We start from the raw sequence: 26,813 nt of genomic DNA, 5'->3' as shown, positions 1-26,813 counted from the left end.
CCTGTCAGCGCGCCGCAATCACGATGCCGCGACATTCGCCGAAGCCGATCGGGGCGAAACCGTCGCGGGCGCAGCGCGCGCGCAGGATGATTTCGTCACCGTCCTCGAGGAATTTGCGCACCTCGCCGGAGGCCAGTTCGATCGGTTTCTTACCGCCCTCGGTGATTTCCAGCAGGCTGCCGAACTGCCCGTTTTCCGGGCCAGACAGCGTGCCCGAACCGAACAGGTCACCGGCCTGCAGCTGGCAACCGTTGACGCTGTGATGCGCGACCATTTGCGCCACGGTCCAGTACATGTAACGGGTGTTGCTCAGTGTCAAACGATGAGCCGGCAAGTTCTGCTCGCGCATGGTTTCGGTACGCAGCAGCACCTCCAGTTCGATATCGAAGGCGCCGCCGTCCTGATCGCGCTTGTCGAGCAGATACGGCAGCGGCTGCGGATCACCGTCAGGGCGCGCCGGTTGCGCGGTGCGGAACGGCTCGAGTGCTTCTGCCGTTACCACCCAGGGCGAGACGCTGGTGATGAAACTCTTCGACAGAAACGGCCCGAGCGGCTGGTATTCCCAGGCCTGGATATCCCGTGCCGACCAGTCATTGAGCAGACAGAAACCGGCGATGTGCTCGGCGGCGTCGCCGATGGCAATCGGCTCGCCCATCTCGTTGCCCGGGCCGATCCAGATGCCCAGTTCCAGTTCGTAATCCAGACGCGCACACGGGCCGAATACCGGCTCGGTCTGCCCGGCCGGCAGGGTTTGGCCTTTCGGCCGGCGCACCTCGGTGCCCGACGCTCGCACCGTGGAGGCGCGACCGTGGTAACCGATCGGCACGTGCTTGTAGTTCGGCAGCAGCGGGTTGTCCGGGCGGAACAGTTTGCCAACGTTCTGCGCGTGCTCGATGCCGACATAGAAATCGGTGTAATCGCTGATCCGCGCCGGCAGGTGCATCTGGCAATCGGCGGCAAGTGGCAGCAGTTTCGCGCCCTGCGCTTCGATAGCACCACGCTGCGTACTGCCTTCGCTGAACAATTCCAGCAGGCGTTCGCGCAGAGCAGCCCTGGCCTCACGGCCGAGTTCGAAGAACGCGTTCAACTGCCCGCCATGCATGGCTTCCACTGCACTGCGTGCGACACCGTCAAACAGACCGGCCTCAAGCGCGACTTGCAAATCGAAGATGTGCTCGCCGATCGCCACGCCCGCACGGGGTGTCGAACCGTTCAGGCTGAACACGCCCAGCGGCAGGTTCTGCAAGGGGAAATCGCTGTGACCATTGGCCGAAGCGACCCAGCTGCGGGTGATGGAATTCTGCGTCATGGGTTATCTCCGGGTCGGGTCGAACGTGGCGGGCAGCGTCGCCCAGCAAGCATCGTAAGTGGATTGCAGTTGCGGGCAGTCGAGGGCGAAGCGGCTTGGGCGCAGCACCTGACTGGTCTCGAACATGAAGGCCATGGTGTTGTCGATCTTCGCAGGGGCAAGTTCGGCATTGATCGCTTTGGTGCAGGTTTCGCCGTCGGGGCCGTGAGCACTCATGCAGCTGTGCAGCGACGCGCCGCCGGGCACGAAGCCTTCTGCCTTGGCGTCGTATTCGCCCTGGATCAGGCCCATGAATTCGTTCATCAGGTTGCGATGGAACCACGGCGGCCGGAAGGTGTTTTCGGCAACCATCCAGCGCGGCGGGAAGATCACGAAATCAAGGTTGGCCAGACCGTGCACGCTGGTAGGCGAAGTCAGCACGGTGAAGATCGAGGGATCGGGGTGATCGAAACTCACCGTGCCGATGGTGTTGAAACGGCGCAGGTCGTATTTGTACGGCACGTTGTTGCCGTGCCAGGCGACCACATTGAGCGGTGAGTGATTGAGTTCGGTGGCCCATAACTGGCCAAGGAATTTCTGCACCAGAGTGGTGGGTTGTTGCAGGTTTTCGTAGGCGGCGACCGGCGTGAGGAAATCCCGCGGATTGGCCAGACCGTTGCTGCCGATCGGCCCCAGATCCGGCAGACGCAGCGGCGCACCATGGTTCTCGGCGAGGTAACCGCGCGCCTGCGGATCAAGCAGTTCGACGCGGAATTTCAGGCCACGCGGCAGCACCACGATCTCCAGCGGCGCAACTTCCAACACCCCCAGTTCGCTGGCGATGCGCAGCCGGCCCAGTTGCGGCACCAGCAGCATTTCACCGTCGGCGTTGAAGAACACACGCTCCATCGAACGATTGGCGACGTAGTTGTAAATGCTGATGCCTGACGGTTTTTCGGCGCCAGCGTTGGCGGCCATGCTGACCAGGCCATCGATGAAGTCCGTCGGCTCGGTCGGCAGATCCAGTGGATTCCAGCGCAGACGATTGGGTGTCACTTCACCCAACGATCCGCCCGCCAATTGCCGCTCCAGTTTGACGAACGCCGGATGATTGGCCGATGGCTGAATCCGGTACATCCAGGTCCGCCGCGCTTCACTGCGCGGCATGGTGAACGCGGTGCCGGAGAACAGTTCGGTATACAGGCCATACGGGGCTTTTTGCGGGGAATTCTGGCCAACGGGCAGCGCGCCGGGCAACGCTTCAGTGCTGAATTCGTTGCCGAAGCCTGACTGATAAGCCAAGGCCTGCGCGGTTGAATCGAGGTTCATGGAGCCTCCTGAACAGGGAGTCGGCAGTGGCCAGCCGCTCTGGCTCAGAGGTCTCGGCACGCCGGGGTTGTTATTATCGTAATCTGATTACGCATAACGTAATTTGCTCGCTATCCAGCGTCAAGCTATAAAGACGCCCATTCGAACCGGAACCGCCAGCCCCATGGAAAAAACCAGCGACAGCAACGGCAAACAGAAAGTCCGCTCCGCCGAGGTCGGCACCGACATACTCAAGGCCCTCGCCGAGTTGTCACCGTCGACCTCCCTGTCGCGTCTGGCCGAACACGTGCAGATGCCGGCGAGCAAGGTGCATCGCTATTTGCAGGCACTGATTGCCTCGGGATTTGCCGAACAGAATGCCGCCACCAACCACTACGGTCTCGGTCGCGAGGCATTGCGCGTGGGCCTGGCCGCACTCAATAGCATGGACGTGCTGAAAGTCGCCGCCCTGCCGCTGTCCGAGTTGCGCGATGACCTCAACGAAACCTGCTTCCTCGCGGTATGGGGCAATCAGGGCGCAACTGTTGTGCACATCGAACCGGCGGTACGTGCGGTGACGGTGGTCACGCAATTAGGCTCGGTGTTGCCGTTGCTCAGCTCTTCGACCGGGCTGGTGTTCAGCGCCTATTTGCCGCATCGCGAAACCGACGAGTTGCGCGAGCAGGAAGTTGCTGTTGGCAATCATCCGCTCAAAGACGAAAAAACATTTGCAGCGCTGTGTGAACAGATCCGCGAACGCGGTCTGCATCATGTTCACGGTTTGTTGATGCCGGGAGTGGACGCACTTTCTGCGCCGGTGTTCAACGCCGTCGGCCAGGTCGCTGCAGTACTGACCATCGTCGGCCCGACTTCGCTGTTTCACGCCGACGAAAACGGCCCGGCGGCGCAGCGGTTATTGGCTGCGACGCGGGCCGTGAGTTGGCGGATGGGGTATGAAAAGTCAGCGTATTGACTCATGAAAAAACAATATGAGTGCTGAAAACTCAGTGGACGGTTGTTTTGCTCAATGCCGAATCGGCGCTTTCCATCAGCGTGTTGAAGAAGCCGACCAGAACTTCTTTCGGTGTGTCGTGGCCAGTGTAATAAGTCGCCAGTTCCGCGACCGTACGCGCATCCTTGAATAAACTCAGGAACGATCTTTGCGCCTGGTTGGCTGTTTTGACAGGGGCGCCCGCCGCTGCGGCCTTGCCCAGCGTCACCAGCCCGATCACCATGTCTTTTACATGGCCCAGCGCGGCGGAGTAATCACCACGCCTGTGCGCCTGTGCGCCGTCGTAAAGGCTTTTCATCATCTGAACGGCCACTACCACCGTGCCGATCGGAGGTACCAGCAGGCTCACAATGCTCGCGGCTTTCAGCACGTTATCGTAAATGAGACCGGCGATCATCTCGTTCAAGCTGGTGGTGCGCTCATCGATATCGCTGAGCACGCGCCGAACATGTTCATCATGAAAAGTATACAGGTCGGGCAGTTTGGCCCGGTTCTGCGTGCGGATCACCGGCTTGTTATCAAGCGTCGCGGCAAGGTCGTCAAAGTAATCGTTGATCACCTTTTGATCAACGAGCAGTATCCGCTTGATGTAGTACTCCCTGAACGGGCCCTGGCGAAAACGAATCGAGGGAATAAACTCCGCTATAGGTCGAAAGCTGACAAGATCGGGAGCGTCAGGTGTATAGAGCAAGTCAAAGAATCCCGACGATAGTTTAATGCGGAATATATAGACACCGCCCACCGTACGGTCCCAGGCTGTCGTTAAACCCAAGTTGTGAATATTGAACTTATATAACCCTTCATCCCCCTCGCTGACGCTATCTGTGATCCGTTGATAACCGCCGCTTTCCTTGAGACTGTTAACCACCCGCTGAACAGCAGCAAAAACGTCATTTGACAACCTGCCACTGATGAAATCAGCAAAGGCATTGCAATGCATTTCACAACGAACTTTCCGAGCATGCACAGCACGTTTGAACGCATAGTCGGGATGTGTCTTGTCCAGGTATTGCGCTTTCAGCATTGCGGAATAGCGATCGCCCGCGCGGAACGTTTTCGACAGCGATGACAGATCGCGAATATCCAGTTTATCGATGGCCGGGTGGCCATTCAGCAAATAATATCGGGGACTGAACTTGGTTTCATAGGCAGGATCTACCGCGTAAAATGCGAGCCCTTCGATCAGGAGATCAGTGACGCTTTTGCGAAACTCTTCGGTCTGCACGATTATCCGGTCAGGATCAACATCAACCTGCATTCCACGTGCGCGCAGAATCTCTTCGATGTGGATTTTCACCGAGTCATAAGTGAATTGCTCGAATGGAGGAAAGCCGTTGTCTCGGGTATCAACGGTCGAGAGTGCCTTTAATTCGGTCTGTAACCGGGTATAGCGCTTGCGGCCCTCGAACCCCAGTGCTCGATAACCTACCGGCGCAATCGCCTTGTGCAGGGCTAGCTCTGCGCGATAAGCGACATTGACATAGTCAGCCAATGGCGCTTTGGCATCCAAGTACAAATCCGCCTGGGTGGCGTCCAGTTTGTAACGATAACCATGGCCGCCAAGCGAGACACCCATCTCGTGCAGATAGGCGGGATGAATCAATAATGCCGCGTATTCACGGTCCGCAGACAAAGCAGATTCAACCGAGGTGTTCATATCGAACACATTGGCAAACTTGCGGAAAATGAACGCACCGTCAGCGGTAGGCAAAAACACCAGATAGCCTGAATATCCTTGCGCAGTAAAAACCAGAACCTCCTTCAACGCTGGCCCGCGCCAGAATTTCAAGCCGCGAATCTGGACCGAGGCATCGTTGGCGAGCGCGCGAGCAATGACTTTCGCATCCGTGTCGTTTAACTCACCCGACTGACGAGCGATAAACAGTGCGAACTCCATCAGACTGAAAAGATAGTCACGATAAGCAGTCTGATAATGCCCGGAAGGATAAGGTGCAAGATCGTTTACATAATCCAGACGCAAGTTTCGATTCTCTAACCATTGCTCAAGCGCATAGGCAGTAAAACGGCTTCCGCTTGGCAAGCCGACAATATTCAATTTGGCTTTGTAAGCGTTGTCATGCAGACCGAAGACCATGAACTCAGTGAGCGTTCGCGACTCTTCCTGTTCAATGCTGCGACCTGCAATTTGCAAGGTATACGAGCTCTGTACAGTGATTGCTTCCGGATCAAGCGTTTCGCCCAGCACCCTGTCTGCCCACTCGGAAAACGTACGCAGTACGTAATCCTTGAACGAGAAGCATGCGTTGTAGGCCGTTTGAAACCCGACCTGATATTGATCCTTCGAGTCCTCTAGTTCGCTGTAGCGTTTTTGAACGGCGTTGCCAGCATTCTTCACCCAATTCGGCCACTCTATACGCTTCAATGCAGCCCACAACAACAGGAAGCGGGTGTCCAAGCCATAACGCAGCACATGCATGCGTTGATTATCCTGCAGCACCGACATCAGCGTACCTTCCAGTTGATCACGGCTTTCCAAGAGCGACGATACGCTTTCCAGCTGACCTTTGAGATGCGCCTCAGCACAATAGGCATGCGGACCTTGCGTGGCTTTGAGGTACTGTATCTGACTGCTGTCCACGGACAATCGAGCTTGTAGCTTGCTATGCAGGTCGGTGTTTTTTTCGAAAAATTCGAAGCCGTTTTCCGGCGTGTGCATGAGGTAACCGGTTGACTCATCAACCAGCGTCATTCCTGTATCCGAACGCTCGGCGTTGTCGAGGACGAAACAGGGCTGCAGCGATTCGAGATAATCCCGCCCTCCCCGCAGGTTGACTTCATACATTCCCTGGCCGCTCTCCGAGTCGAGCAGCCAAGCGAAACGCTCGCCCCATTGCACATCAAAGTTGTTGGCCATGACCGACAGCGACAACTCTGCACTTGTGAGCAAGCCATAAGCCTGGACAAACGCCTGCTTATTGGACAACGCCGCGCTGTCGCCATGTGGGGGATGCACCGCAGCCGCCCAAAACCTTTGCAGCTCGGTTCGCAGTTTTTTTTCCAGTCCCGCAGAGGCGAATTCAATCAAATCCTCAACAATCAAAAGATTCAGCCCGCTGACTTTGAATTGATCATTCAGCGTATCAGGCAGAAAAAAAACTCCGTCACCGCCATGGATGTAGGCAGGCGTCACATTGTTATTCAGACAATGAAAAACCACTTCATGAAGCGTACCCGTCGGGCGGTTTTTGCTGGCAGGAAAAGCATTGTCCGTATTGACATAGACCTTATCGATATCAATGCTCTTACCTAAACGCTTCAATTCGCTTTCGAGCATATTACCTAGAATAGTCCGAACAGTCGGAATATTATCGATAATTGCATAAAGGTCGGACTTGGCCCGACTCGCCTTCTCCCACTCATCAGTCCAGGAAACCAGCTCAGCAAAAGAATTGCGCATCAAACTTTTGAATAACTTACTCACAGCATGTCCTTGCTTGATTATCCAGAGCTGCGTATTGCAGCCACTGCAGATAGTTGCAAGGTAGATCTTTTTTCAACTAACCAAAAGCGCCAATGCTTTACAAACCATGCACAACAAAAAGACATAACAACGCCAACACAACCATAACTTTCCTAGCCCAATATACCCATTGCCTTTGCCCTCGCTACAGCTTGGGTCCTGCGTTCCACACCCAACTTACCGTTAATTCGTCTGGCATGCGTCTTGACCGTATGTAACGATATATAAAGTTGATCGGCAACTTGCTGATTCGAAGCACCTTGTGCAATCAACACAAGCACTTCGCGTTCCCGGCGACTAAGGCCTGAGGAAGGGCCGTCACCCTCAGGTTGCGAAGTCGCAACTGCCATGAGCGGCCCTGTAACTACATGACCCCGGCGCAATTGCCACTCCCGCATGGCTTGATGCAGAAAACAGCGCTCGGCCAGCATCCGCGCGCGCTGTAAAGCTTGCTGCGCCATTGCACTGCTGCCCTGCGACTCGGCCAGCTGCGCAATGACCAGGAGTAACTCAGTCTCCATCGTCAGCATGCCCTTGGCCTGGGCCCTTTTTAACAATGTTTCTACCGTCGGCAGAGTGTTGTCGCAGGGATTCGACTGTGCATTCGCGCAGGCCAGCAGATATTCGATACGGGTAATCAGCTCGAAGGTGGCAGGAGGTGCCTGCAGGGCACAAGGGCCGCGGTAATGCCGTAACAGCCGGCTCAACGCCTCCTGCACCCGTTGCGGCCGGCCCTGCTGCAACCAGAACTGGCTGCTGACCTGCAACACGACACCGCGATAGACCGTATCGGGAATCTGTCGCTGCTGCATGACCCTTTCGGCCTCGCGCAGGCGTTCAAAAGCGCGGGCATAATCGCCTCGATTGCCGGCCAGTTGCGCCTGCCCCAAGTAACCATACAAGACGCGTTTGTCTTGACTGCGCAAGCAATCTTCAAGGCCGCGGCTGAACAGATCCGCAGCCTGCGCTTCAAGGCCCATGCACAGCGCCAGCCGTCCGCGGCGCAGCGCAATCCGGCCCAGCAGCGGCGTGGGTACCATGACGCGCTGGCGCAGCAAGTGCTCGATGTCCACCAGTAGACTTTCGGCGCGCAATGGCGCTCCTCGCTGCTCGAGCCATTGCGCATGGTCAAGCTCGAGCAACCCTTCGAACAGCAGGGAGCCGTGCGCACGCGCCAGGCACAGAGCTTCACGGTTGAGGGCATGGGCCTGATCGAGTTCACCGCACAGTAACGCCTGCTGGGTCAGTGCCGACAGGCACATCGAACGCGCCTGCCAGGCATCGGCAGCCAACGCCGACAACGCCTCCTGAAAACAGACGCGCGCCGGCTCCATCTGCCCTTGCAGGTGCCAGAGCCAGCCTTGTTGTGCTTGCCAGCGTGCCAGCAATTGCTGCTCCAGCTGCGCTGTCGGCTGTGGCATGAATCGGGCAAGATGGGCCAGGCATTGCCCGGCGTGTTCGAATCGGCCGGCGAACAGCAACGCCCCCGTGACCAGCCCGATCAACTGCGGTGTCATCAGGGTCAGCTGCTGGCTTTGACTCTCATGCAAGCGCAACAGCAGGACCACGATCTGGTCTTCGAACAAATCTTCGAAGCTCAAATGCTGCAACAGGCTTACGGCGGTTTCGTACTCCTCGGCCAACAACGCCTGCTCGAACGCTGCTCGCCAATCCTGCGTCGCGGTGAACCACTGACAGGCGCGCCGGTGCCAGGAACGCGCACACGGCCAATGTGACTCCTGCATGATTCGCGACAGCGGGCTGAACACCTGTAGCCAGTCAGCGGATTGTTGCCATGGCTCGATAAAGCAGCCCAGCACTTGCAGATCATGCAGCAGCTGCGCGCCTTCACCGGGACCGAACAAATGCTCGCATAACTGCGCGTTGAACCGCGGCAGGTGAGCCAGAACTCGCCATGCCTCATCCTGCTCCGGCGTCAGGTTGCTGAACAGTTCGTGCTGCAGGTAATCGAGCAGAGTGTCGACACGCTGCTGCGGCTGCAGGTTTTGCGACCAGTCGCATTTTTGCAGGAGCGCCATGCGCGCACCCGCACACCAACCGCCGGTACGCTGGATGATACGAGTAGCGACACGGTCCGCCTGGTCTGGCGGCAAAGGGCACAACACCGATACAACTTCATCGTGCGTCAGCGCGAGGCTGGCGTGCTCGGATTCGTAGAGTTCGTCATCGAGCAACAGGCGCGGCCAGTTGCACTGCGGCCGGCGGCGAGTGCTGATCCACCAGGTGATTGCCGGGCTGCTGACCGTCAGCAAACGATCCAGTAGCGCATCCAGCGCCGGATCCGGCAGACGACTGTAATCGTCGATAAATAGCGAAGTCGGCCTCGACCAATCTGCCAGCTCCGCCATCAGTTGCGTAACGTCGAGGCCTTCGACGAGCCCGAGCGCCCGAGTCAGACGCAAAGAGAATTCCTCGGGGTTGAGCGCAACTCCCGCCAGCGGTAGCCAGATTGCCTCGCACTCCGGGCGCACTTGCAGAAGACATTCGGTCAGCAGTGCGGTTTTTCCACTGCCTGCGGGCGCACACAACAGCCTGACCCGCGCGCTTGATGCCAGCAACGGTTCGCTCAAGCGAGCGCGAGGCTGATGATGTGAAGAAAGCCTGGGCACAAATCCGGGTCGATTCAGGCATGCTGTCATGGCGGTCATCGGGTGAGCCTTCTTATCGTTGTGCGCTCACCCTAGCCCTCTACCGCGAGCTTGTTGACGAGTATTCAGCACGCTGATTGATGACCATAAAAAAGGCGACCGTGCGGTCGCCTTTTGTCCAGCGGTGTTGAAGAACCGTTAGCGCACGCCCTCGGCGCGCAGGGCCGATGGGGTGTAGTCGGCGGCCTTGGCTTCAAAGCCGAATTCGAAGCTGTGCTTCTCTTCGTTTTTCATGCCCAACGCAATGTAGCGGCCGGCGATGATGTCGTAGAGCGCTTCCAGCGTGTAGGCCTGGGCCTGATGATCGTAGTAGTACTGCGCGTGTCCTTCGGCGACGCGCCACAGTTGCCCGCGGCCGTCGTAATGATCGGCCAGTGCCACTTGCCAGCTGTCCTCGTCGATGTACATGTGGCGCTTGGCATAGATGTGCCGCTCGTTCGGTTTCACTGTGCCTATCACTTCCCATACCCGGTGCAGTTCGTAGCGGGTCAGGTCCTGATTGATATGCCCGGCCTTGACGATGTCGTCGTACTTGAGCTTCGGCGAATCAAGCTTGTAGCTGTTGTAGGGAATGTACATTTCCTTCTTGCCGACCAGTTTCCAGTCGTAGCGATCCGGCGCGCCGGAGAACATGTCGAAATTGTCGGAGGTGCGCAGGCCATCGGCTGCGGTACCCGGGCCGTCATAAGCCACTTGCGGCGCGCGGCGGACCCGGCGCTGACCGGCGTTATAGATCCACGCCAGACGCGGTTCCTTCACCTGATCGAGGGTTTCATGGACCAGCAGCACGTTACCGGCCAGCCGCGCCGGGGCGGTCACCGATTGCTTGAAGAAGGTCAGCACGTTGGCGGCTTTTTCCGGGTCGATGTCCTTCATCAGTTGCGGCACGGCGATCTCTTCCTCGAAGCGGATCGGCGTGTAGCTACCATTGGTCTGCGGCGTGACCTGGGTGATGATCCGCCGCAAATTGCCGCCGTGATAGCGGGTGATGTGATTCCACAGCACCTCGACGCCGTTCTTCGGAATCGGGAAGGCGTAGTAGCGGTTGCCGGTGAAATTGGCCAGACCGTTGCCGTCGTTGATGGCGTTGACGTTCAGCGCGCTGCGCTTGGCCGACTCGTAGATTTCCGCCGGCGCGCCCACGGTGCGGTGAGTTGGGTAAACCGGGATCTTGTAGGTTTCCGGGTAGCGTTTGAACATCGCCACCTGGCCATCGGAGAGCTTGCTTTTGTATTGCTCGACGTTCGCCGCAGTGATGGTGAACAGCGGTTTTTCGTTGGCGAAGGGGTCGGCGAGGAAGCCTTTGCTGTCGACCGCGCCAGCGTTTTTCGGAATGCCGCCGGTCCACGCCGGAATCGATCCGTCCGCATTACCGGCCTTCTCGGCACCGAGCGGGGTCAGGCTGGTGCCGAGTTTGTTCGCTTCATCCGGCGACACCGCCGCCATCACGTTGGCCGCCAGCAGACTCAAGGCCAGCACGCCACATTGCAGAATCATTTTGCGCATTGCAGTCATCCTTCTCGGGCAGATCAGAAGTTCACGCCGAAGCTCAGGGCCACGAAGTCACGGTCTTCGAGGACGTTGTAATCGCCACCGAAAAAGTCGGTGTAACTGAGGCTCGCGGTGTAGGTGTTGCGGTAGTCGGCATCAACACCGAAGCTGATGGCTTTAGCGCCTTCGTTGAACAGGCCGTTGGGGCCGTAACCGGCGACGTCGTGCGACCACGACAGGTTGGGCTTGAGGTTGATCCCGCCGATGACGTTGGCGTAATCGAGAATTGCCCGGGCGCGATAGCCCCACGATGTCGAGGTAACGAAACCGTCGGTGTCGCCGCCGAAACCGTACTGGCCGTAGACCGAATCTCGGCCATAACGCAACTCACTGCGTGACTCCAGACCACCGACATGCACCACCGCCGCTTCGCCGACCACGGTCAGGCGCTCGGCGCCCAGCACCTGGTCGAAGAAGTGCGTGAGGGTGCTCTGGATCTGCGTGACTTCCTTGCGCCGGTAGCCTTTGTTGTCCGCACCCGGTGACGTGGCAAGTGGCGATGCGGTGCCGCCGGCAATAGGGTTGACCAGTGCCAGGGTGAGATCGTTGGTGTTGACCTGCACCGGCGCGTTCGGCCGGTAGCTGATCTCACCGGTCCACGCGGTGCCGGTCGGCAGAGTGGTTGAGAAACTGGCGCCGTACAGGCGAATGTCTTCCGGGTATTCAAGGTAGTACTGACCGCGCCCCAGCATCACGCTTTGCGCCAGCCCCGCACCGCTGCCGGGCGCGAGGCCATTGGCGATACCGACCATGCCAGGCAACGCCGCGAGTGTCGAAAGTCCGGCCGTGGTGGTGCCGACCGTTGGCGTACGACTGTGGTAGTTCATGAAGTAGAGTCCGTATTCGGTGTCTTCGCCGAGCCAGCGCAGCGCCGTGCCCCACTGCCCGGAATCCCGCGCGTCGCGATCGCCGCCACGGGGGATCACCACGCCTTCGCGGGTGACCTGAATGCCTTGGCCGAACGCGGTGGTCAGTGGCACCAGTGGCGCCACCGCCGGACTGCCGACGGTGTAGCCGTTGTTGCAACCGTCCGCCGCTACATCGACGCCGAAGAACGTGCCGCAGTTGTCGAGAACGGTCTGGTCCCATTCCAGTTGATAGAAGCCTTCTACCGAGAGCTTGTCGGTCAGGCTCTGCGAACCGAACAGCATGTTCACCGGGATCAGGCCTTCCTTGATCTCCGCACCAGGACGCCGGAATGCCGAGACGTCGATCGGGTTGATGCTGTTGATCGAGTTGCCGATGAAGGTACTTTCGCCCCAGCTCACCACCTGCTTGCCGGCCCGCACGGTCCCAGGCAAATCGGCGATGGCGTAGTTGTGATAGACGAAGGCATCGAGAATCTGCGCACCGGAAGACTTGGCGCCCTCCTTACGACCGCTGTCGCTGATCTGTTTGAACTCGCGGTCTTCGTCCTTGAGTTCGAAGTCGTACCAGTATTTGCCACGGACGAACACGCCGGTGTCGCCGTATTTCAGTTCGAGGTCGTGGATGCCCTTGAAAATTTTCGAGAAGGTCTCGCCCTTCTTGAAATTCAGGCGCCCGTCGTCACCGGTGGAGGATTGTCCGCTGCCGCCATTGACCGTGCCGACCAGCGAACTGTCGGCATCACGCAGGCCCCAGCTCGCGCCGATCGACAGTGACGAGTCGAAGGTGCCCTCGATTTCGCCGATGTTGAAGGCAACCGCGTGTGCCTGGGCGCAGCAACCCAGAGCTACCGCAGCGGCCAGCGCCTGCGGTGTGAAGATGGCGCGCATTGTTGTTTTTGTCATGCGTCTTCCCCGGTGAGTGACAGAAGACCCCACCCTACTGCCGGGGAAAGCGGTCGATAAGCGCACCAAGGAGGTATTTGCGTTGTCGCTCGAAAGGATGAATGACCTTGTACGGCGGGGCCTGGGGCGGGTCATGGGCTGGCTGGATGGCGCATCATCAGCGCCATGCATGGGCACACGACTGTTGCGCGCCCCGTAACAGTGCATGTCTGGAATCGGTATTTTTCCTACGGACTCAAGCCCGTATTCTGAGCCCGCTTTCCCGACCCAAGTCGGAAAGCACGAAGCCCGCTACGCTGGATGCGTGAGCGACTGGCTACAGATTCTGGATAAATCGATGTTTTCGGTTTGCCGCCCCGCTGTTCACTGACGTTGATTTGTAGCTCCTTGATCCAACGTCTTACCTTGGCCGCTGCGTTTGCAGCGGCCTTTTTTATGGGCGTTTAAAAGGGCGGAAAAGCAGTTCTGCAAGATCTTCCGACTCTTGCGTCGGAGATTTCCTAGCAGCCCGGACGAATTCGCTGTGCACGGTTAGCAGCCCGCGAAAATCCTTTCAACACAACGCCCTGTTACTGACGGGCTTCTCGGATTTTATAACCGTCACTCTGAGGTAACTTGAAACACCTCAACCATTCGCTGGTGACACGGATGTCATCGCCACCCGTGCGCACTTTTCGAGCGAGTGAAAACGCACATTCAAAAGGACATGAATATGCAAAAGCCTCCACCATTGGAACTGGACGCCTTACATATCCGGGAGTTTGCCCCGGACGCAGCAGAGCAACAGCGCCAGCGTGACATTGCCGAAGCGGTGCGCCGGGAGCAGGAAGAAATCCGCGCACGCGAACAGGCGCGTCTGGCCGCGTTGGCAGAGAAACAGCGTCGCGAGGCCGAACAGGCTCGATTGGCGGCTGAGACCGCGCGCCTGAATGCTGAGGCAGAAGCTCGGGAGAAAGAGCGGATGGCTGCGTTGAAAATCGCCCAGGCCGAGGCACAAGCCAATGCTGAAGCAGCGGCGCTGGCCCATGCGGCAGAACAGGCTCGGTTACAGGAGGAAAGGAGCTGGACTTGAACCCTATCCTGGTCGAAGGCTGGGATCGATTCATCATCAGTGGACAACAGCCATTGTTTCACCGGAAGGAACGGACATCGTGAAATTACATATTTCAAAGTTTCCGCAATCAGCTGCCAATGACGTAATGCTTGATCGCCTGGAGCGAATAGCTCGTGGAGAACTCGAAGCTACCGACACTGACAAACGTTTCTACACTCACGAAATAAGGGAGTTCGAAAGATTCAGAGCTTTAGGCTTTGGTGATACCGAGATGCCAGAGATCGGGTCACCGATCTGGAATAACGTACATACGGCAACGTTGGAAGATTTCCAGTTGAAAGACGATCCCACACTTCTCTACACGCCCGAAGCACTGGCTGCAGCAATGGAGCAGGAAGAACTTGATTACCAGAAATTGCTGAAGGAGATGTGGTAATGAGCACCGTAGAGATGATTGTTAAAAATGAACCTCTGGATGACATAGTCACTGTGTTCGCGTTACTTCAGGCAACGCCACATCTGGACATGATGATCAGACGGCACAATCGAGACCTGATCAAGGAGTATGGATCCCTGGAAGCATCGTACTCTCGGCTCTTCGCTGCCGGAATTTTGCTGGAGGGAGAAAAGGGCCTGGCTATCAAAGGACCTAACTGGACGCCGCCCAAGTTCATGACAGAAAAAAGATACATTTGAAAACTGGAGCCACCAGGCACGAGGGCTGGTGGCTCCGTTATCTTCAAATCGAATACTTCTGCAAATTCGCCATCATTTCCTTCAGCGCTTCAATATTGTCCTTCGGATGCGCCGCCCCTTCGAAGTCACAAATCTGCTGCCAGTGCGCCGCCACATCCTCCGGCGAGAACCCTTCGCGCGGATCGAAACCGGCACCGAGGCTGCGTTCCCAGCGCACCTTGCCCATCCAGCCACCACCCACTTCGAACAGCCCGGAAGTTTCCTGGCATTGCGCGCTGGCCAGATACACCACCAGCGGGCTGACCAGTTCCGGTTTCAGTTGCTCGAACACTTGTGGCGGGATCAGGCCTTCAGTCATGCGTGTGCCGCCGGTGGGGGCGATGGCGTTGACCAGAATGTTGTTCTTGCGCCCTTCGATCGCCAGGGTGCGGGTCAATCCGTAAAGCCCGAGTTTGGCCATGCCGTAGTTGGACTGACCGAAGTTGCCGTAAATGCCGGACGTCGACGCGGTGAAAATCACCCGGCCGTAGTTTTGCTCCCGCAGATGCGGCCATGCGGCGCGGGTCACTTTATAGGCGCCCTCGACGTGGACGCGATAGACCAGATCCCAATCGGCGTCGTCCATCTTGTGAAACGATTTGTCGCGCAGGATCCCGGCGTTGTTGACCACCACATCGACACGGCCGAAGACATCGAGGGCGTTCTGCACCAGTTTGTCGCCATCAGTGACCGAGTCGTGATTGGCCTCGGCAATACCGCCAGCCTCGCGGATTTCCGCCACCACGCGGTCAGCGGCCGAGGCGTTGGCGCCCTCGCCCTGTGTCGAGCCGCCGAGGTCGTTGACCAGCACCCTGGCGCCTTGCTTGGCGAACAGCAGCGCATGCGCACGTCCGAGGCCGCCACCGGCGCCGGTGACAATCACGACTTTATCTTCGAAACGCACGGGTTCATTCATCGCAGCAACTCCAGCAGGCCAGTATTGATCCTGAGTGTCAGGCACAGGGCTTTGAGTCACAACGAACACGGCTGGGGCTGAATGGTGCGCGATAAGGTTGCGCGATGATAAAGACGTCAAAAGATCAAAAGATCGCAGCCTGCGGCAGCTCCTACACAAATCCAATGTAGGAGCTGCCGAAGGCTGCGATCTTTTGATCTGTCAGGAGTACGCCACTTTGAGCGGAGGAAATACCAGGCGATCACGAAACGCCAGATAGTGCTTGAGCACCTGCGCCGGGGCTTCGGTTTGCGGGTAGTGGCCAATACCCGGCAACAAGACGGTGTCTGCATCAGGGATGAGTTCGCGATAACGCTCAACCATGTGCACACCGGAGATCGGATCGACTGCGCCGTCGATCACCCGCAAGGGGATGTCGCCACGCTGCATGGCCGTTACCCAACGCTCACGTTGAGTACGACGCTCGGGGATGTAAGTAATCAACTTGTGCAGGATGCGCGGGCCACGGTTGCTGTCGACCAGACTCCAGTAATCATCCAGTTCGCTTTCACTCGGCTGGGTCTGCGGGCCGAAAATCTGCCGGAAACCTTTGACCAGGGCCTCACGGCTGAATGCGCGGCCAAGCAACCAGCCAATCGGGCTGAGCAGCAATTTCTGCATCAGTAACGGCCGGTGGGTTTCCGGAAACAGACCGCCATTGAGGAACACGCAACTGGCGACGTCTATGCGTTTTTCGTAATGCCGGGCGAGCAATTCCTGAGCAACGCTGTCGCCGTAGTCGTGAGCGAGAACATGCACCGGCTGTTCGACCTGCAGATGGGCGAGCAACGCCTGTTGCAGATCGGCCTGTTCCAGCAGGCTGTAGGTGTGATTGCGCGGTTTTGCCGAATCGCCGAAGCCGAGCATGTCGCAGGCGATCACCTGATAACGCTGCGCCAGTGGTTGCCACAGATAGTGCCAATCCCAACTGGCGGTGGGGAAACCGTGAATCAACAACAGCGGCTCACCCTGTCCCGCCACCCAGTAATGGATCGTCTGGCCACGAAAAACAAAGGTCCGGCTGCGCTTGCGCCAGATACACAGGGGAATCTCGGCAAGTGCCATTAGAATTTATACCCCGGATCCTGTAGATCGAGTTTGCGCAGCAGCGCCGGCCACGCCAGCGCGCCGCCCATGCCCTGTGCGCTCTTGGTGACGCCGGCAATCATCGCCTTGGCGCCCGCGAGAATCTGCGGTTCGATGGCGATCAGTTCCGCCCCGCCGGTTTGCGCCATGACCTGGATATCGCAGGCACGCTGGAAGGTGAACATCATCAGAAAAGTGTCAGCGATAGTGCCGCCGCAAGTCAGCAAACCGTGGTTGTGCAGCATGAGGAAACTGTTGTCGCCGAGATCGGCTTGCAGGCGCGCCTTTTCTTCATGATTCAGCGCCACGCCCTCGTAGCCGTGATAAGCCAGACTCGACAACACAAACAGCGATTGCTGACTGATCGGCAACACTCCCTGCTTTTGCGCCGATACCGCAACACCCGATGCGGTGTGCGTATGCAGCACGCAAACCACATCGTGACGGACCTCGTGAACAGCGCTGTGGATGGTGTAACCGGCAGGGTTGATCTCGTAAGGGCTGTCCATGAGCTTGTTGCCGGCCTGATCGACTTTCACCAGGCTGGAAGCGGTGATCTCGTGGAACATCAGGCCAAACGGATTGATCAGGAAATCTTCGGTGCCGGGCACCTTGGCGGATATGTGGGTAAAAATCAGATCGTCCCAGCCGTGCAGCGCGACCAGGCGGTAACAGGCGGCAAGGTCGACGCGGGTTTGCCACTCGGCAGCGCTGACCTGGTCTTTGATATTCGGCGACGATTGGACGGGGGCTACGCTCACTGTATGCACCTCTGCGTTCTTCTTGTTCTGCTCGTGTCAGCAGTCTAGTCAGGCGCAGGGCATCGCGTAGTTGCATTGGCAGCCAGCTTGATGACTGAACGAGTCAGTCGGGCAAACAGCCTGGAGCCGTTCCCAGGAACAACGCTTGCAAGGTGCAAAGATTTTGAGGGATCAGCCCTTGAGCGCTGCAATCAATCGCGCCAGCCAGGGCTCGGCATCGGTTTCCGGCGTCACGCTTTCGCTGGCGTCGATGCGCAGCATTTCCTGCACCTCGTTCACCCCCAGTTCGGCAAACAATTCCCGCATCTGCTCGCCACCGCCGCAGAAGGTGTCGCCATAGCTGGCATCACCGAGGGCAATCACCGCACCGGGCAGGCCGCGCCAGGCAGCGGGCAATTGATCGCGAATCGACGAATACAACGGTTGCAGGTTGTCCGGCAGTTCGCCCATGCCAGTGGTCGAAGTGACGGCCAGAAGGGCCTCGGGGCCGAACGCCTGAATATCGGCCAGCGAGGCGCGGGAGTTATGGAAGGTTTCAAAGCCGGCGGCTTTCAGCAGATTCTGGGCGTGGCGGGCGACTTCTTCGGCGGTGCCGTAGACCGAACCGGAGAGGATGGCGACTTTCATCAATCTGATCCTGAAACTGAAAAAAAGAGCCGCGATAGTAACAGCCCACGCGCCGCCGTTGCGATCAGCCCTCACTGCACGCTGATGAACTATAGACAGTCCGCACCTTTCTTCTAGAATGCCTGCCACTGACACAACGGAAGGGATTCTCGGATGATCAATGCCAGTCTGCTGCAAATGGTGATCAACGCTTCGAACGATGGGATCGTGGTGGCGGAAAAAGAAGGTGAGCAGGACAACATCCTGATTTACGTCAACCCCGCTTTTGAACGGCTGACCGGCTATAGCAGCGAGGAGATCCTCTACCAGGACTGTCGCTTCCTCCAGGCTGGAGACCGCGACCAACAAAGCCTGCAGTTGATTCGCGAGACATTGCGTGAAGGCGGTTCCTGCCGGGAAATCCTGCGTAACTATCGCAAGGATGGCACGCCGTTCTGGAACGAATTGTCGCTGTCGACGGTGAAAAATGCCGATGACGGGCAGACTTACTTCATTGGTGTACAAAAGGATGTGACGGTTCAGGTCAAGGCACAACAACGGGTTGCGCAGCTCGAAGCACAGGTTGCAGCTCTGCAAGGTGAACTCGCGGCATTGAAAGCGACGAACGGCGCAAACAAAACCGCGAACTGATGGTCATTAACTACAATCACCAATGACTTAGTAACTATCCACTTCGAGTTAACCATGCAACGCGACGCCCTCCTGACCCAGGACGAGCTGGATTTTATCCAGACCATGCAGCACAACCCGCAACTGAATGTGCGGGATGCGACGTCGAGTCTGCTGGTTAATGGTGGCTCGCAGATCCGTGATCTGCTCACTCGCCTTGCGGCGCACGAGCAGGTGACGATCCAGGCCAATTTCGAAAATCAGCAGATGACCTTCCCTTTGCACTTGGTGGAAGACGAATTTCACGCGCTGCATCTGCGTCTCGGCGTGCCGAGCATCTACGAAGACGGCCCGATGGTGCGCCCGTGGCGCCTGATACTTGAAGAGCCGGTGGCGCTGGAAAACGCCAAAGGCCAGCCCGGAGCGTTGTGGGTCCACGAGGTTTCGCACAAAGGTGTGCTGCTGGAAGTGCGCAACAAGACCAAACCGCCGAAAAACTTCGCTCTGTGGTTCAGCCCTTCCGGTTATGAGCGTATATCCCTGCGCGGCCATTTCGAACGTGAAACCGAGCAAGGTTTCTACGCCTACGAGCTGAGCCAGACTGACGCCGATGAAACTGAACGCCTGCGCCAGTTCATCCTGCAGCAACATCGCCTGACCCACCCCGCCCTGCACGCCTGAGCTTCAGGTATCCAGTTTGCCTGCCATGAATTGCTTCATGCGTTGGCGCATTGTCGCGCCCTCGTTCCCAAGGCACGCCACTGCCGAGCCGGCCAGGCTGTCTTCAGCCAGTTCGGAGGCGTCGCCGGCCAGCAGCAACTGACAATCCAGGCTTAGCGCCAGACGATTCAGGCGCCGGGGCAGCTCTGGCCCAGGGGCATGATTTGAAAACAGCACAAGTGCGTCAGGTTTGACCTTTTCGCAGACCAACGTCAATTCATCGAAAGGCTGGCCGGTGGTCAACACCCGCACGCCAGAGTCGTTGCCGCTGAGAAACAGCGCCGCTACCAGCAACTCAAGCTCTCTGCATTGCCCTGCGAGTGCGCTGACTATCACCCGGCGCGGTTGCGCGCCGCGCAACATGACGATGCGCTGCAGCACGCGCGCCCTGAGAAAACCGTCGAAGAACAACCATTCGCTGGTTTGCCCGAAGGACTCTTGTCGCTGAAGTAACTGCCGCCACAACGGCATGATGATGGCTTCAAAAACCACTGCCAGCGTGTACGACGAGAAAATCTGCCCGTAGACGCGATCCAGCTGCTGGTCGTCGAACTCACTGACGGCCTGCTGAATCTGCTCCTGCCATTGCTTGTAATCGGCCTGCACATGGTCATCGGGGATGAAGTTTGCCAGGACCTTCAAAGGCTCTGTCTTCGCCAGAATCTTGCCGACCTTGCTCACGGCCACACCGCGATCGATCCAGTCGACGATGCTGCGAACGCGCTCGATATCGTTCATTGAGTACAGACGATGCCCGCTTTCGGTGCGGGTTGGCTGGATCAGACCATATCGACGCTCCCAGGCGCGCAGGGTCACCGGGTTGACGCCGGTCAAGCGCGCCACTTCGCGGATAGGGAACAGCTCTTCGCGCGCAAGCATGCCGGGTACTGTCGAAGCCGGGCGAGTGTCCGTGATTACAGGCATCTGGCGATCAACTTCCATGTCGGTTCATTGGATCCCATTTTAAACATGATGGACTGGATAGGTTCAAGTAATGATCTACGACGAACGTGGCTGGTTTAATCGGCAAAATCAGGAATAATCCTTGCTTGTTGTAAAGCGCAGGCCTCTACCCCGGCCGGCGTCAGGCGAAGCTCTTATCCGGAGTGACGCACTCGAAATACGGAGATACAAAATGTCTACTTCCCCCGTCACGCTGATGGTAGCGCGTCGCGTCGCCGATGGCCGTTATCACGATTTGATCGCCTGGCTGCGCGAAGGCGAACAGTTGGCTACCGACTTTCCCGGCTACCTCGGCTCCGGCGTCCTTGCGCCACCGCCAGGCGATAACGAATTCCAGATTATTTTCCGTTTCGTCGATGAGCAGACGCTGCATGCCTGGGAATACTCTGCGTCGCGCACAGCCTGGCTGAACCGAGGCAGTGATCTGTTCGAGCATCCCAAAGAACATCGCGTCAGCGGCATTGAAGGCTGGTTTGGTGCTGCCGGCCAACGCCCGCCGCGCTGGAAACAGGCCGTGGCGATCTGGCTGGCGTTTTTTCCGGTCTCGCTGATATTCAACTTTGCCCTCGGCCCGCTCCTCGCTGAGTTGAGCCTGTTGCCGCGCATATTGATCGGCACGGCGTGCCTGACACCGTTGATGGTGTATTTCTTCATTCCATTGTCGACGCGCCTGCTGACGAATTGGTTGAACAGCACGCCGACCAGGCCATTGGCTGGCGCACCGTCGGCGCAGAATCGCTGATCTGCAGCGGGCGGCGAGCCTGTTATAGTTTTCGCTTCAACCGCGATGCGAGCCGCCCATGCCAGATTCCCCAGCCCCGATTCTCATCACCGGCGCCGGCCAGCGCGTCGGTTTGCACTGCGCGCAGCGCTTGATCGAGGATGGCCACTCGCTGATTTTCACTTACCGCACCGAGCGACCGGGCGTGCAGGCCCTTCGCGATCTTGGTGCGACAGCGCTGTTCGCGGACTTTTCCAGTGAGGCAGGAATACTGGCCTTCATTGACTCACTGAAAGCCCACACCGACAGTTTGCGCGCCATCGTGCACAACGCCTCCGAATGGCTGGCGGAAACCCAGGGCAGCGAAGCAGAAGCCTTCAATCGCATGTTAAACATTCACATGCTCGCGCCCTATCTGATCAACCTGCACTGCGCCGGGTTGCTGCAGCGCTCGACGCCAGCCGACATCATCCACATCAGCGACGACGTCACCCGCAAAGGCAGCCGCAAGCATATCGGTTATTGCGCCACGAAGGCCGGCCTCGACAGCCTGACCCTGTCGTTTGCCGCACGCTTTGCGCCCACCATCAAGGTCAACGGCATCGCCCCGGCGCTGTTGCTGTTCAACCCCGACGACGACGCAGCGTACCGCGCCAAGGCGCTGGCCAAATCGGCGCTGGGCATCGAGCCCGGCAGCGAAGTGATCTACCAGAGCCTGCGTTATCTGCTCGACAATCCCTATGTCACCGGCACCACCCTGACCGTCAACGGCGGACGGCACGTCAAATAGGCCGTCCCGCTTCGGCTGCGAGTCGAGTAAGATCCACCAGAACGCCTGCAATAGACTGGACGGAGCAAATCAATGCCACAACTTCAACCGGGAATGGCGCGCATCCGGGTCAAGGATCTGCGCCTGCGCACCTTTATCGGCATCAACGAGGACGAAATCCTCAACAAGCAGGATGTGCTGATCAATCTGACCATCCTGTACGCGGCCCAGGAAGCGGTGCGCGACAACGACATCGACCACGCGCTGAATTACCGCACCATCACCAAGGCGATCATCGCCCACGTCGAAGGCAACCGCTTCGCGCTGCTCGAACGCCTGACGCAAGAATTGCTCGATCTGGTGATGACCAACGCATCGGTGCTGTACGCCGAAGTCGAAGTCGACAAACCCCACGCGCTGCGCTTCGCCGAGTCGGTATCGATTACGCTCGCGGCGAGTCGCTAGCTTCAAGCCTCAAGCCGCAAGCTGTAAACTTTGCTCACAGACACCCATCTTGCAGCTTGAAGCTTGCCGCTCAAAGCTGTCTCGAAGAGACCCCCATGACTGATCAACAACGCCTGGAACTCGAAGCCGCCGCCTTTCGCCGACTGGTCGCCCACCTCGACAGCCGCAAGGACGTGCAAAACATCGACCTGATGAACCTCGCCGGGTTCTGCCGCAACTGCCTGTCCAAGTGGTACAAGGCTGAAGCCGACCAGCGTCAGATCGAGGTCAGCCTCGATGACGCCCGCGAAGTGGTGTACGGCATGCCCTACGCCGAGTGGAAAGCCCAATACCAGCAAGAAGCCAGCGCCGAACAGCAAGCGGCGTTCGCCAAAGGTAAATCCAATGACTGATCTGAACACCCTGCGCGCCAGCCTCAAGAGCGGCGAACACGCTTTTGCCGATACCCTGGCATTCATCGCCGCCGGTTACGACTACCAGCCCCAGGCGTTCAACAACGGTGGCGTGGATAACGCCGCCGGGCAGAACGAAGGCTCGTGCAAGACGCTGGGCCTGGCCCTGCTGGAAGGCTTGGGCGATGAAGAAGCGCTGCTGGCGTTCGGCGAACATTACCGTTCGGTGCTGGCGACGCCTGAGGGCAGCGATCACGGCAATATTCGCGCGTTGATCAAGCACGGCCTGGCTGGGGTAAAGTTCACCGCGCAGCCACTGACCCGCCGCTGATCCCAACAGCCCCACAGAATCCCTGTGGGAGCGAGCTTGCTCGCGAATGCGGTCTGAAATTCAACATTAATGTCGACAGAAATACCGCCTTCGCGAGCAAGCTCGCTCCCACATTTGAGTTGTGGTAGTTCGGAATATGGCGCACAAAAAAACCGGCCAATCTGGCCGGTTTTTTTATGCCCCGCGGTCTTAGAACGTGGCGTTCTGCAGGCCGTCCAGGTATCGCTCGGTGTCCAGTGCCGCCATGCAACCGGCGCCAGCCGAGGTGATGGCCTGACGGTAGACGTGGTCAGCCACGTCGCCAGCAGCGAAGATGCCTTCGACGCTGGTGGCCGTTGCATTGCCTTCACGGCCACCGTGCACCACCAGGTAACCGTCTTTGAGGGTCAACTGGCCTTCGAACAGCGACGTGTTCGGGGTGTGGCCGATGGCGATGAACACGCCGTCGACTTTGATCTCGTCGAAGCTGCCATCGTTGTTACGCAGGCGCGCACCGGTGACGCCCATGTTGTCGCCGAGGACTTCGTCCAGATTGGCGTTCAGCTTGAGGATGATCTTGCCTTCGGCCACACGGGCGTTGAGCTTGTCGATCAGGATCTTCTCGGCGCGGAAGGTTTCGCGACGGTGGATCAGGGTCACGGTGCTGGCGATGTTGGCCAGGTACAGCGCTTCTTCCACCGCAGTGTTGCCGCCGCCAACCACGGCGACCGGTTTGTTACGGTAGAAGAAACCATCGCAGGTCGCGCAGGCCGACACACCTTTGCCCATGAACGCTTCTTCCGAGGGCAGGCCCAGGTAGCGGGCGCTGGCGCCAGTGGCGATGATCAGCGCGTCGCAGGTGTATACGGCGCTGTCGCCGGTCAGGGTGTATGGCTTGGCTGCGAAGTCCACGGCGTTGATGTGATCGAAAACGATCTCGGTCTCAAAACGCTCGGCGTGCTCGCGCATGCGCTCCATCAGCACTGGGCCGGTCAGACCGTGCACATCGCCCGGCCAGTTGTCGACTTCGGTGGTGGTGGTCAGTTGACCGCCGGCCTGCATGCCGGTGATCAGCAGCGGCTTGAGGTTGGCACGGGCCGCGTAGACCGCAGCGCTGTAACCGGCAGGGCCGGAACCGAGAATGATCACTCGCGAATGACGGACTTCAGACATGAATCTGCTCCTGTTGGCCGGCCATGAAAAATCTGGCGCGGACGCCGGACGGCCGGCGGAATAAAAAAGGACCGTGGACACCTTGGGGAAGGCTTGAACTCGACAGTCCTGGAAAAAGTTGGGTGCAGCGTATCGAGGGGGGCAAGATTAAGGAAATACGGTTTAACAATCCAGCTCATAGGTGGTCTCTATGCCGAGACGCTGACGAGAAAAACCTCTTTGTTACAGTGAATGTCGATTGCTCTGCCACGCTTTCGCCGCTGTGACAAAGCCGGTAACGTCGGCGCGTTTTCCCTTGCTTCGGAGCACCTTATGCCCGCCCCCGTTCTGTCCGGCCCGCAATACCTGCGCGAAGGCCTCAAACTGGTCTTGAGCCCGGGCTTGCGCCTGTTCGTGTTGCTGCCGCTGGCGATCAACCTGGTGCTGTTCGTCGGATTGATCTATCTGGCCGGCCACCAGTTCAGCCTGTGGGTCGATACGCTGATGCCGTCGTTGCCTGAATGGCTGAGTTTCCTCAGCTATATCCTCTGGCCGCTGTTCGTGGTCCTGGTGGCCTTGATGGTGTTCTTCACGTTCACCATGCTCGCCAACATTATTGCCGCCCCGTTCAACGGCTTCCTCGCAGAGAAAGTCGAAGTGGTGGTGCGCGGTACCGATGATTTCCCGGCGTTCAGCTGGGGTGAACTGATCGCGATGATCCCGCGCACCCTCGCCCGGGAAATGCGCAAGCTCGGCTATTTCCTGCCGCGCGCCATCGGCTTGTTCATCCTCTCGTTTATCCCGGTAGTGAACATCGTCGCCGCGCCGCTGTGGCTGTTGTTCGGCGTGTGGATGATGGCCATCCAGTACATCGACTACCCGGCGGACAACCACAAACTGGGCTGGAACGAGATGCTCGCCTGGCTGCGGCAGAAGCGCTGGCAAAGCATGAGCTTTGGCGGGATCGTCTATCTGGTGCTGTTGATTCCAGTGGTGAACATCCTGATGATGCCGGCGGCGGTGGCCGGGGCGACTCTGTTCTGGGTGCGTGAGCGTGGCGCCGAGAATCTGGTGACGCAGCACTGACTGCGTCACAAATCCATCATCCGAACGTCACAACGTCGACATGGCCTCAGCCGACACTGAGGTCATGACGACAGCTCTACACATCACTCTCATCTGCGAAACCTTCCCACCGGAAATCAACGGCGTGGCCAATACCCTTGGCCGCTTGTGCGAAGGATTGCGCGCGCGCGGGCATCAAGTGGAAATGGTGCGTCCGCGTCAGGCCAGCGATCCGCAGCGCAGCGAGGACGATGCCCTGTTGCTGTGCCGCGGCTGGCCATTGCCGGGCTATCCGGGCCTGCAATGGGGCCAATCGTCGATGCATAAGCTGCTGCGGCGCTGGAAACGACACCGCCCGGATGTGCTGTATATCGCCACTGAAGGGCCGCTCGGGTTGTCGGCATTGCGTGCGGCACGGCGCCTGGGGATTGCGGTGGTAAGCGGTTTCCACACCAACTTTCAGCAGTACACCAGCCAGTATGGCCTCGGTTTGCTGACGCGGATGCTCACCCATTATTTGCGCTGGTTTCACAATCGATCGGCGTTGACCCTGGTGCCAAGCGTCAGTCAGCGTCTGGAGCTGGAGCGGCGGCACTTCGAGCGCTTGGCGCTGTTGTCGCGGGGAGTGGACAGCCAATTGTTTCACCCGAGCAAACGCCAGAACGCGTTGCGTGAGCAATGGGGACTGTCCGAGCAGGATATCGCTGTGATTCACGTAGGACGTCTCGCCCCGGAGAAAAATCTGGGGCTGCTCAAACGCTGCTTTGGCACCCTGCGGGAAACTTATCCACAGCGCCACCTGAAACTGATCGTGGTGGGAGATGGCCCGCAGCGTTCAGCGCTGGAAAAACAATTGCCCGAAGCGATTTTCTGCGGCGCACAGCGTGGGGAAGCACTGGCGGCGCACTATGCGTCAGGAGATGTGTTCGTGTTTCCCAGCCTGACCGAGACTTTTGGCAATGTGGTGCTGGAAGCACTGGCCTCTGGGCTTGGGGTAGTGGCTTATGATCAGGCAGCGGCGGCGCAACATATTCGCCACGGCTACAACGGCGTGTCAGCCATGCCCGGCGATGAGCAGGCGTTTTGCGAAGCGGCGGTGTGGTTGCTGGAAGAGAATGAGCGCTTGCGCTGTGTAAGGCTGAATGCGCGGCAGCATGGTAGTCGCCAGGGCTGGGGAGCGATTATCGAGCAGTTCGAGGGGTATTTGCGCGGGGCTTGTATCGGGGAGCAAGTGATTCCTCGGGCGCAGACACAGCCTTAGATTTTCGTCGACATAAAAACAGCTTTCGCGAGCAGGCTCGCTCCCACATGGGCACCGCATTCCGTCATATGAAATGCGATCAAGGGT

At 58.5% G+C, this 26,813-nt stretch carries 25 protein-coding genes; 13 read left to right on the top strand and 12 right to left on the bottom strand.

Features of this window, described 5'->3' with window-relative positions; translation table 11 throughout:
- Positions 1 to 4 precede the first annotated feature (4 nt).
- Both fahA and hmgA read right to left on the bottom strand, forming a co-directional pair.
- Positions 5 to 1,309 carry a fumarylacetoacetase gene (gene fahA / locus J2Y90_RS10450; protein WP_253499139.1) on the bottom strand — a complete coding sequence of 435 codons (1,305 nt, stop codon included), beginning with the start codon at positions 1,307 to 1,309 and terminating at the stop codon, positions 5 to 7.
- A 3-nt stretch (positions 1,310 to 1,312) separates the two neighbouring features.
- Positions 1,313 to 2,617 (bottom strand): homogentisate 1,2-dioxygenase, encoded by a 1,305-nt coding sequence (hmgA, locus tag J2Y90_RS10445; protein WP_253499137.1) that lies wholly within the window; start codon positions 2,615 to 2,617, stop codon positions 1,313 to 1,315.
- A gap of 163 nt (positions 2,618 to 2,780) precedes the next feature.
- Between hmgA and J2Y90_RS10440 the strand changes: the two genes are divergently transcribed.
- A complete protein-coding gene (locus J2Y90_RS10440) occupies positions 2,781 to 3,569 on the top strand; it encodes an IclR family transcriptional regulator (RefSeq protein WP_253499135.1) in 789 nt (262 codons plus the stop codon).
- Positions 3,570 to 3,600: 31 nt separating this feature from the next.
- Here the strand turns inward: J2Y90_RS10440 and J2Y90_RS10435 are convergent, their stop codons facing one another.
- The 4 genes from J2Y90_RS10435 to J2Y90_RS10420 form a co-directional block, all read right to left on the bottom strand.
- Positions 3,601 to 7,050: a dermonecrotic toxin domain-containing protein gene (locus J2Y90_RS10435; protein WP_253499133.1), complete on the bottom strand. Its 3,450-nt coding sequence runs from the start codon at positions 7,048 to 7,050 to the stop codon at positions 3,601 to 3,603.
- Positions 7,051 to 7,202: 152 nt separating this feature from the next.
- Entirely contained in the window at positions 7,203 to 9,758 is a 2,556-nt protein-coding gene (locus J2Y90_RS10430) for a LuxR C-terminal-related transcriptional regulator (RefSeq protein ID WP_253499131.1), read from the bottom strand.
- Between the two features lie 138 nt (positions 9,759 to 9,896).
- Positions 9,897 to 11,264, bottom strand: coding sequence for a DUF1329 domain-containing protein (locus J2Y90_RS10425; protein ID WP_253499129.1), 1,368 nt, complete (start codon positions 11,262 to 11,264; stop codon positions 9,897 to 9,899).
- Positions 11,265 to 11,287: 23 nt separating this feature from the next.
- Entirely contained in the window at positions 11,288 to 13,081 is a 1,794-nt protein-coding gene (locus J2Y90_RS10420; RefSeq protein WP_253499127.1) for a DUF1302 domain-containing protein, read from the bottom strand.
- Positions 13,082 to 13,793: 712 nt separating this feature from the next.
- Between J2Y90_RS10420 and J2Y90_RS10415 the strand changes: the two genes are divergently transcribed.
- The 3 genes from J2Y90_RS10415 (at position 13,794) to J2Y90_RS10405 (ending at position 14,831) form a co-directional block, all read left to right on the top strand.
- Positions 13,794 to 14,153: a hypothetical protein gene (locus J2Y90_RS10415; RefSeq protein ID WP_253499125.1), complete on the top strand. Its 360-nt coding sequence runs from the start codon at positions 13,794 to 13,796 to the stop codon at positions 14,151 to 14,153.
- A 79-nt stretch (positions 14,154 to 14,232) separates the two neighbouring features.
- Complete coding sequence (locus J2Y90_RS10410) at positions 14,233 to 14,571, top strand: hypothetical protein (RefSeq protein WP_253499123.1); 339 nt, start codon at positions 14,233 to 14,235, stop codon at positions 14,569 to 14,571.
- Positions 14,571 to 14,831: a hypothetical protein gene (locus J2Y90_RS10405; protein WP_253499120.1), complete on the top strand. Its 261-nt coding sequence runs from the start codon at positions 14,571 to 14,573 to the stop codon at positions 14,829 to 14,831. The genes J2Y90_RS10410 and J2Y90_RS10405 overlap by 1 nt, the downstream gene beginning before the upstream one ends.
- A gap of 43 nt (positions 14,832 to 14,874) precedes the next feature.
- Here the strand turns inward: J2Y90_RS10405 and J2Y90_RS10400 are convergent, their stop codons facing one another.
- The 4 genes from J2Y90_RS10400 to J2Y90_RS10385 form a co-directional block, all read right to left on the bottom strand.
- On the bottom strand, positions 14,875 to 15,786 hold the full coding sequence (locus J2Y90_RS10400) for an SDR family oxidoreductase (RefSeq protein WP_253499118.1): 912 nt from the start codon (positions 15,784 to 15,786) through the stop codon (positions 14,875 to 14,877).
- A gap of 201 nt (positions 15,787 to 15,987) precedes the next feature.
- Positions 15,988 to 16,890, bottom strand: coding sequence for an alpha/beta fold hydrolase (locus J2Y90_RS10395; RefSeq protein ID WP_253499114.1), 903 nt, complete (start codon positions 16,888 to 16,890; stop codon positions 15,988 to 15,990).
- Positions 16,890 to 17,672: a class II aldolase/adducin family protein gene (locus tag J2Y90_RS10390; protein WP_253499111.1), complete on the bottom strand. Its 783-nt coding sequence runs from the start codon at positions 17,670 to 17,672 to the stop codon at positions 16,890 to 16,892. Before J2Y90_RS10390 ends, J2Y90_RS10395 begins: the two co-directional genes overlap by 1 nt.
- A gap of 171 nt (positions 17,673 to 17,843) precedes the next feature.
- Positions 17,844 to 18,299 carry a flavodoxin gene (locus J2Y90_RS10385; protein ID WP_253499109.1) on the bottom strand — a complete coding sequence of 152 codons (456 nt, stop codon included), beginning with the start codon at positions 18,297 to 18,299 and terminating at the stop codon, positions 17,844 to 17,846.
- Between the two features lie 153 nt (positions 18,300 to 18,452).
- Between J2Y90_RS10385 and J2Y90_RS10380 the strand changes: the two genes are divergently transcribed.
- Positions 18,453 to 18,929 (top strand): PAS domain-containing protein, encoded by a 477-nt coding sequence (locus tag J2Y90_RS10380; RefSeq protein ID WP_253499107.1) that lies wholly within the window; start codon positions 18,453 to 18,455, stop codon positions 18,927 to 18,929.
- Between the two features lie 54 nt (positions 18,930 to 18,983).
- Positions 18,984 to 19,589, top strand: coding sequence for a hypothetical protein (locus tag J2Y90_RS10375; protein ID WP_253499105.1), 606 nt, complete (start codon positions 18,984 to 18,986; stop codon positions 19,587 to 19,589).
- A gap of 3 nt (positions 19,590 to 19,592) precedes the next feature.
- Here the strand turns inward: J2Y90_RS10375 and J2Y90_RS10370 are convergent, their stop codons facing one another.
- Entirely contained in the window at positions 19,593 to 20,552 is a 960-nt protein-coding gene (locus J2Y90_RS10370; protein WP_253499103.1) for a MerR family transcriptional regulator, read from the bottom strand.
- Between the two features lie 211 nt (positions 20,553 to 20,763).
- Here J2Y90_RS10370 and J2Y90_RS10365 point away from each other — a divergent pair, with 211 nt between their 5' ends.
- The 5 genes from J2Y90_RS10365 to J2Y90_RS10345 all read left to right on the top strand — a co-directional run bounded on the left by J2Y90_RS10365 (position 20,764) and on the right by J2Y90_RS10345 (position 23,269).
- Complete coding sequence (locus J2Y90_RS10365; protein WP_253499101.1) at positions 20,764 to 21,333, top strand: antibiotic biosynthesis monooxygenase; 570 nt, start codon at positions 20,764 to 20,766, stop codon at positions 21,331 to 21,333.
- A gap of 58 nt (positions 21,334 to 21,391) precedes the next feature.
- The gene (gene folM / locus J2Y90_RS10360; RefSeq protein ID WP_253499100.1) at positions 21,392 to 22,102 is read left to right on the top strand and encodes a dihydromonapterin reductase; all 711 of its coding nucleotides are present in this window, start codon (positions 21,392 to 21,394) and stop codon (positions 22,100 to 22,102) included.
- Positions 22,103 to 22,174: 72 nt separating this feature from the next.
- Positions 22,175 to 22,546, top strand: coding sequence for a dihydroneopterin triphosphate 2'-epimerase (gene folX / locus J2Y90_RS10355; RefSeq protein WP_016771653.1), 372 nt, complete (start codon positions 22,175 to 22,177; stop codon positions 22,544 to 22,546).
- 95 nt (positions 22,547 to 22,641) lie between these two features.
- On the top strand, positions 22,642 to 22,938 hold the full coding sequence (locus tag J2Y90_RS10350) for a DUF1244 domain-containing protein (protein ID WP_253499099.1): 297 nt from the start codon (positions 22,642 to 22,644) through the stop codon (positions 22,936 to 22,938).
- Entirely contained in the window at positions 22,931 to 23,269 is a 339-nt protein-coding gene (locus tag J2Y90_RS10345) for a HopJ type III effector protein (protein WP_253499097.1), read from the top strand. The genes J2Y90_RS10350 and J2Y90_RS10345 overlap by 8 nt, the downstream gene beginning before the upstream one ends.
- 189 nt (positions 23,270 to 23,458) lie before the next feature.
- Here J2Y90_RS10345 and trxB read toward each other — a convergent pair whose 3' ends face one another.
- Positions 23,459 to 24,421 carry a thioredoxin-disulfide reductase gene (gene trxB, locus J2Y90_RS10340; protein WP_042607647.1) on the bottom strand — a complete coding sequence of 321 codons (963 nt, stop codon included), beginning with the start codon at positions 24,419 to 24,421 and terminating at the stop codon, positions 23,459 to 23,461.
- 312 nt (positions 24,422 to 24,733) lie between these two features.
- On the opposite strand from trxB, the gene cysZ reads away from it, so the two are divergent.
- Positions 24,734 to 25,486, top strand: a complete 753-nt coding sequence (gene cysZ, locus J2Y90_RS10335; protein WP_253499095.1) for a sulfate transporter CysZ — start codon at positions 24,734 to 24,736, stop codon at positions 25,484 to 25,486.
- A gap of 40 nt (positions 25,487 to 25,526) precedes the next feature.
- Positions 25,527 to 26,726, top strand: coding sequence for a glycosyltransferase family 4 protein (locus J2Y90_RS10330; protein WP_253499093.1), 1,200 nt, complete (start codon positions 25,527 to 25,529; stop codon positions 26,724 to 26,726).
- The last annotated feature ends 87 nt before the right edge of the window (positions 26,727 to 26,813 follow it).

The sequence above is a fragment of the Pseudomonas koreensis genome, assembly GCF_024169245.1.
Lineage (GTDB): Bacteria > Pseudomonadota > Gammaproteobacteria > Pseudomonadales > Pseudomonadaceae > Aquipseudomonas > Aquipseudomonas koreensis_F.
Note: the sequence above shows the minus strand (reverse complement) of the source record. Positions and strands in the feature narration are given on the sequence as shown.

What these genes read in the sequence shown, in the direction of transcription:
- J2Y90_RS10385 (WP_253499109.1), bottom strand. Translation starts at nt 18,299, where the DNA reads ATGAAAGTCGCCATCCTCTCCGGTTCGGTCTACGGCACCGCCGAAGAA.
- J2Y90_RS10330 (WP_253499093.1), top strand. Translation starts at nt 25,527, where the DNA reads ATGGCCTCAGCCGACACTGAGGTCATGACGACAGCTCTACACATCACT.
- hmgA (WP_253499137.1), bottom strand. Translation starts at nt 2,617, where the DNA reads ATGAACCTCGATTCAACCGCGCAGGCCTTGGCTTATCAGTCAGGCTTC.
- J2Y90_RS10375 (WP_253499105.1), top strand. Translation starts at nt 18,984, where the DNA reads ATGCAACGCGACGCCCTCCTGACCCAGGACGAGCTGGATTTTATCCAG.
- folM (WP_253499100.1), top strand. Translation starts at nt 21,392, where the DNA reads ATGCCAGATTCCCCAGCCCCGATTCTCATCACCGGCGCCGGCCAGCGC.
- J2Y90_RS10345 (WP_253499097.1), top strand. Translation starts at nt 22,931, where the DNA reads ATGACTGATCTGAACACCCTGCGCGCCAGCCTCAAGAGCGGCGAACAC.
- J2Y90_RS10430 (WP_253499131.1), bottom strand. Translation starts at nt 9,758, where the DNA reads ATGACCGCCATGACAGCATGCCTGAATCGACCCGGATTTGTGCCCAGG.
- J2Y90_RS10370 (WP_253499103.1), bottom strand. Translation starts at nt 20,552, where the DNA reads ATGCCTGTAATCACGGACACTCGCCCGGCTTCGACAGTACCCGGCATG.
- folX (WP_016771653.1), top strand. Translation starts at nt 22,175, where the DNA reads ATGCCACAACTTCAACCGGGAATGGCGCGCATCCGGGTCAAGGATCTG.
- J2Y90_RS10425 (WP_253499129.1), bottom strand. Translation starts at nt 11,264, where the DNA reads ATGCGCAAAATGATTCTGCAATGTGGCGTGCTGGCCTTGAGTCTGCTG.
- J2Y90_RS10380 (WP_253499107.1), top strand. Translation starts at nt 18,453, where the DNA reads ATGATCAATGCCAGTCTGCTGCAAATGGTGATCAACGCTTCGAACGAT.
- J2Y90_RS10400 (WP_253499118.1), bottom strand. Translation starts at nt 15,786, where the DNA reads ATGAATGAACCCGTGCGTTTCGAAGATAAAGTCGTGATTGTCACCGGC.
- J2Y90_RS10420 (WP_253499127.1), bottom strand. Translation starts at nt 13,081, where the DNA reads ATGACAAAAACAACAATGCGCGCCATCTTCACACCGCAGGCGCTGGCC.
- J2Y90_RS10440 (WP_253499135.1), top strand. Translation starts at nt 2,781, where the DNA reads ATGGAAAAAACCAGCGACAGCAACGGCAAACAGAAAGTCCGCTCCGCC.
- cysZ (WP_253499095.1), top strand. Translation starts at nt 24,734, where the DNA reads ATGCCCGCCCCCGTTCTGTCCGGCCCGCAATACCTGCGCGAAGGCCTC.
- J2Y90_RS10350 (WP_253499099.1), top strand. Translation starts at nt 22,642, where the DNA reads ATGACTGATCAACAACGCCTGGAACTCGAAGCCGCCGCCTTTCGCCGA.
- J2Y90_RS10415 (WP_253499125.1), top strand. Translation starts at nt 13,794, where the DNA reads ATGCAAAAGCCTCCACCATTGGAACTGGACGCCTTACATATCCGGGAG.
- J2Y90_RS10395 (WP_253499114.1), bottom strand. Translation starts at nt 16,890, where the DNA reads ATGGCACTTGCCGAGATTCCCCTGTGTATCTGGCGCAAGCGCAGCCGG.
- J2Y90_RS10405 (WP_253499120.1), top strand. Translation starts at nt 14,571, where the DNA reads ATGAGCACCGTAGAGATGATTGTTAAAAATGAACCTCTGGATGACATA.
- J2Y90_RS10365 (WP_253499101.1), top strand. Translation starts at nt 20,764, where the DNA reads ATGTCTACTTCCCCCGTCACGCTGATGGTAGCGCGTCGCGTCGCCGAT.
- fahA (WP_253499139.1), bottom strand. Translation starts at nt 1,309, where the DNA reads ATGACGCAGAATTCCATCACCCGCAGCTGGGTCGCTTCGGCCAATGGT.
- trxB (WP_042607647.1), bottom strand. Translation starts at nt 24,421, where the DNA reads ATGTCTGAAGTCCGTCATTCGCGAGTGATCATTCTCGGTTCCGGCCCT.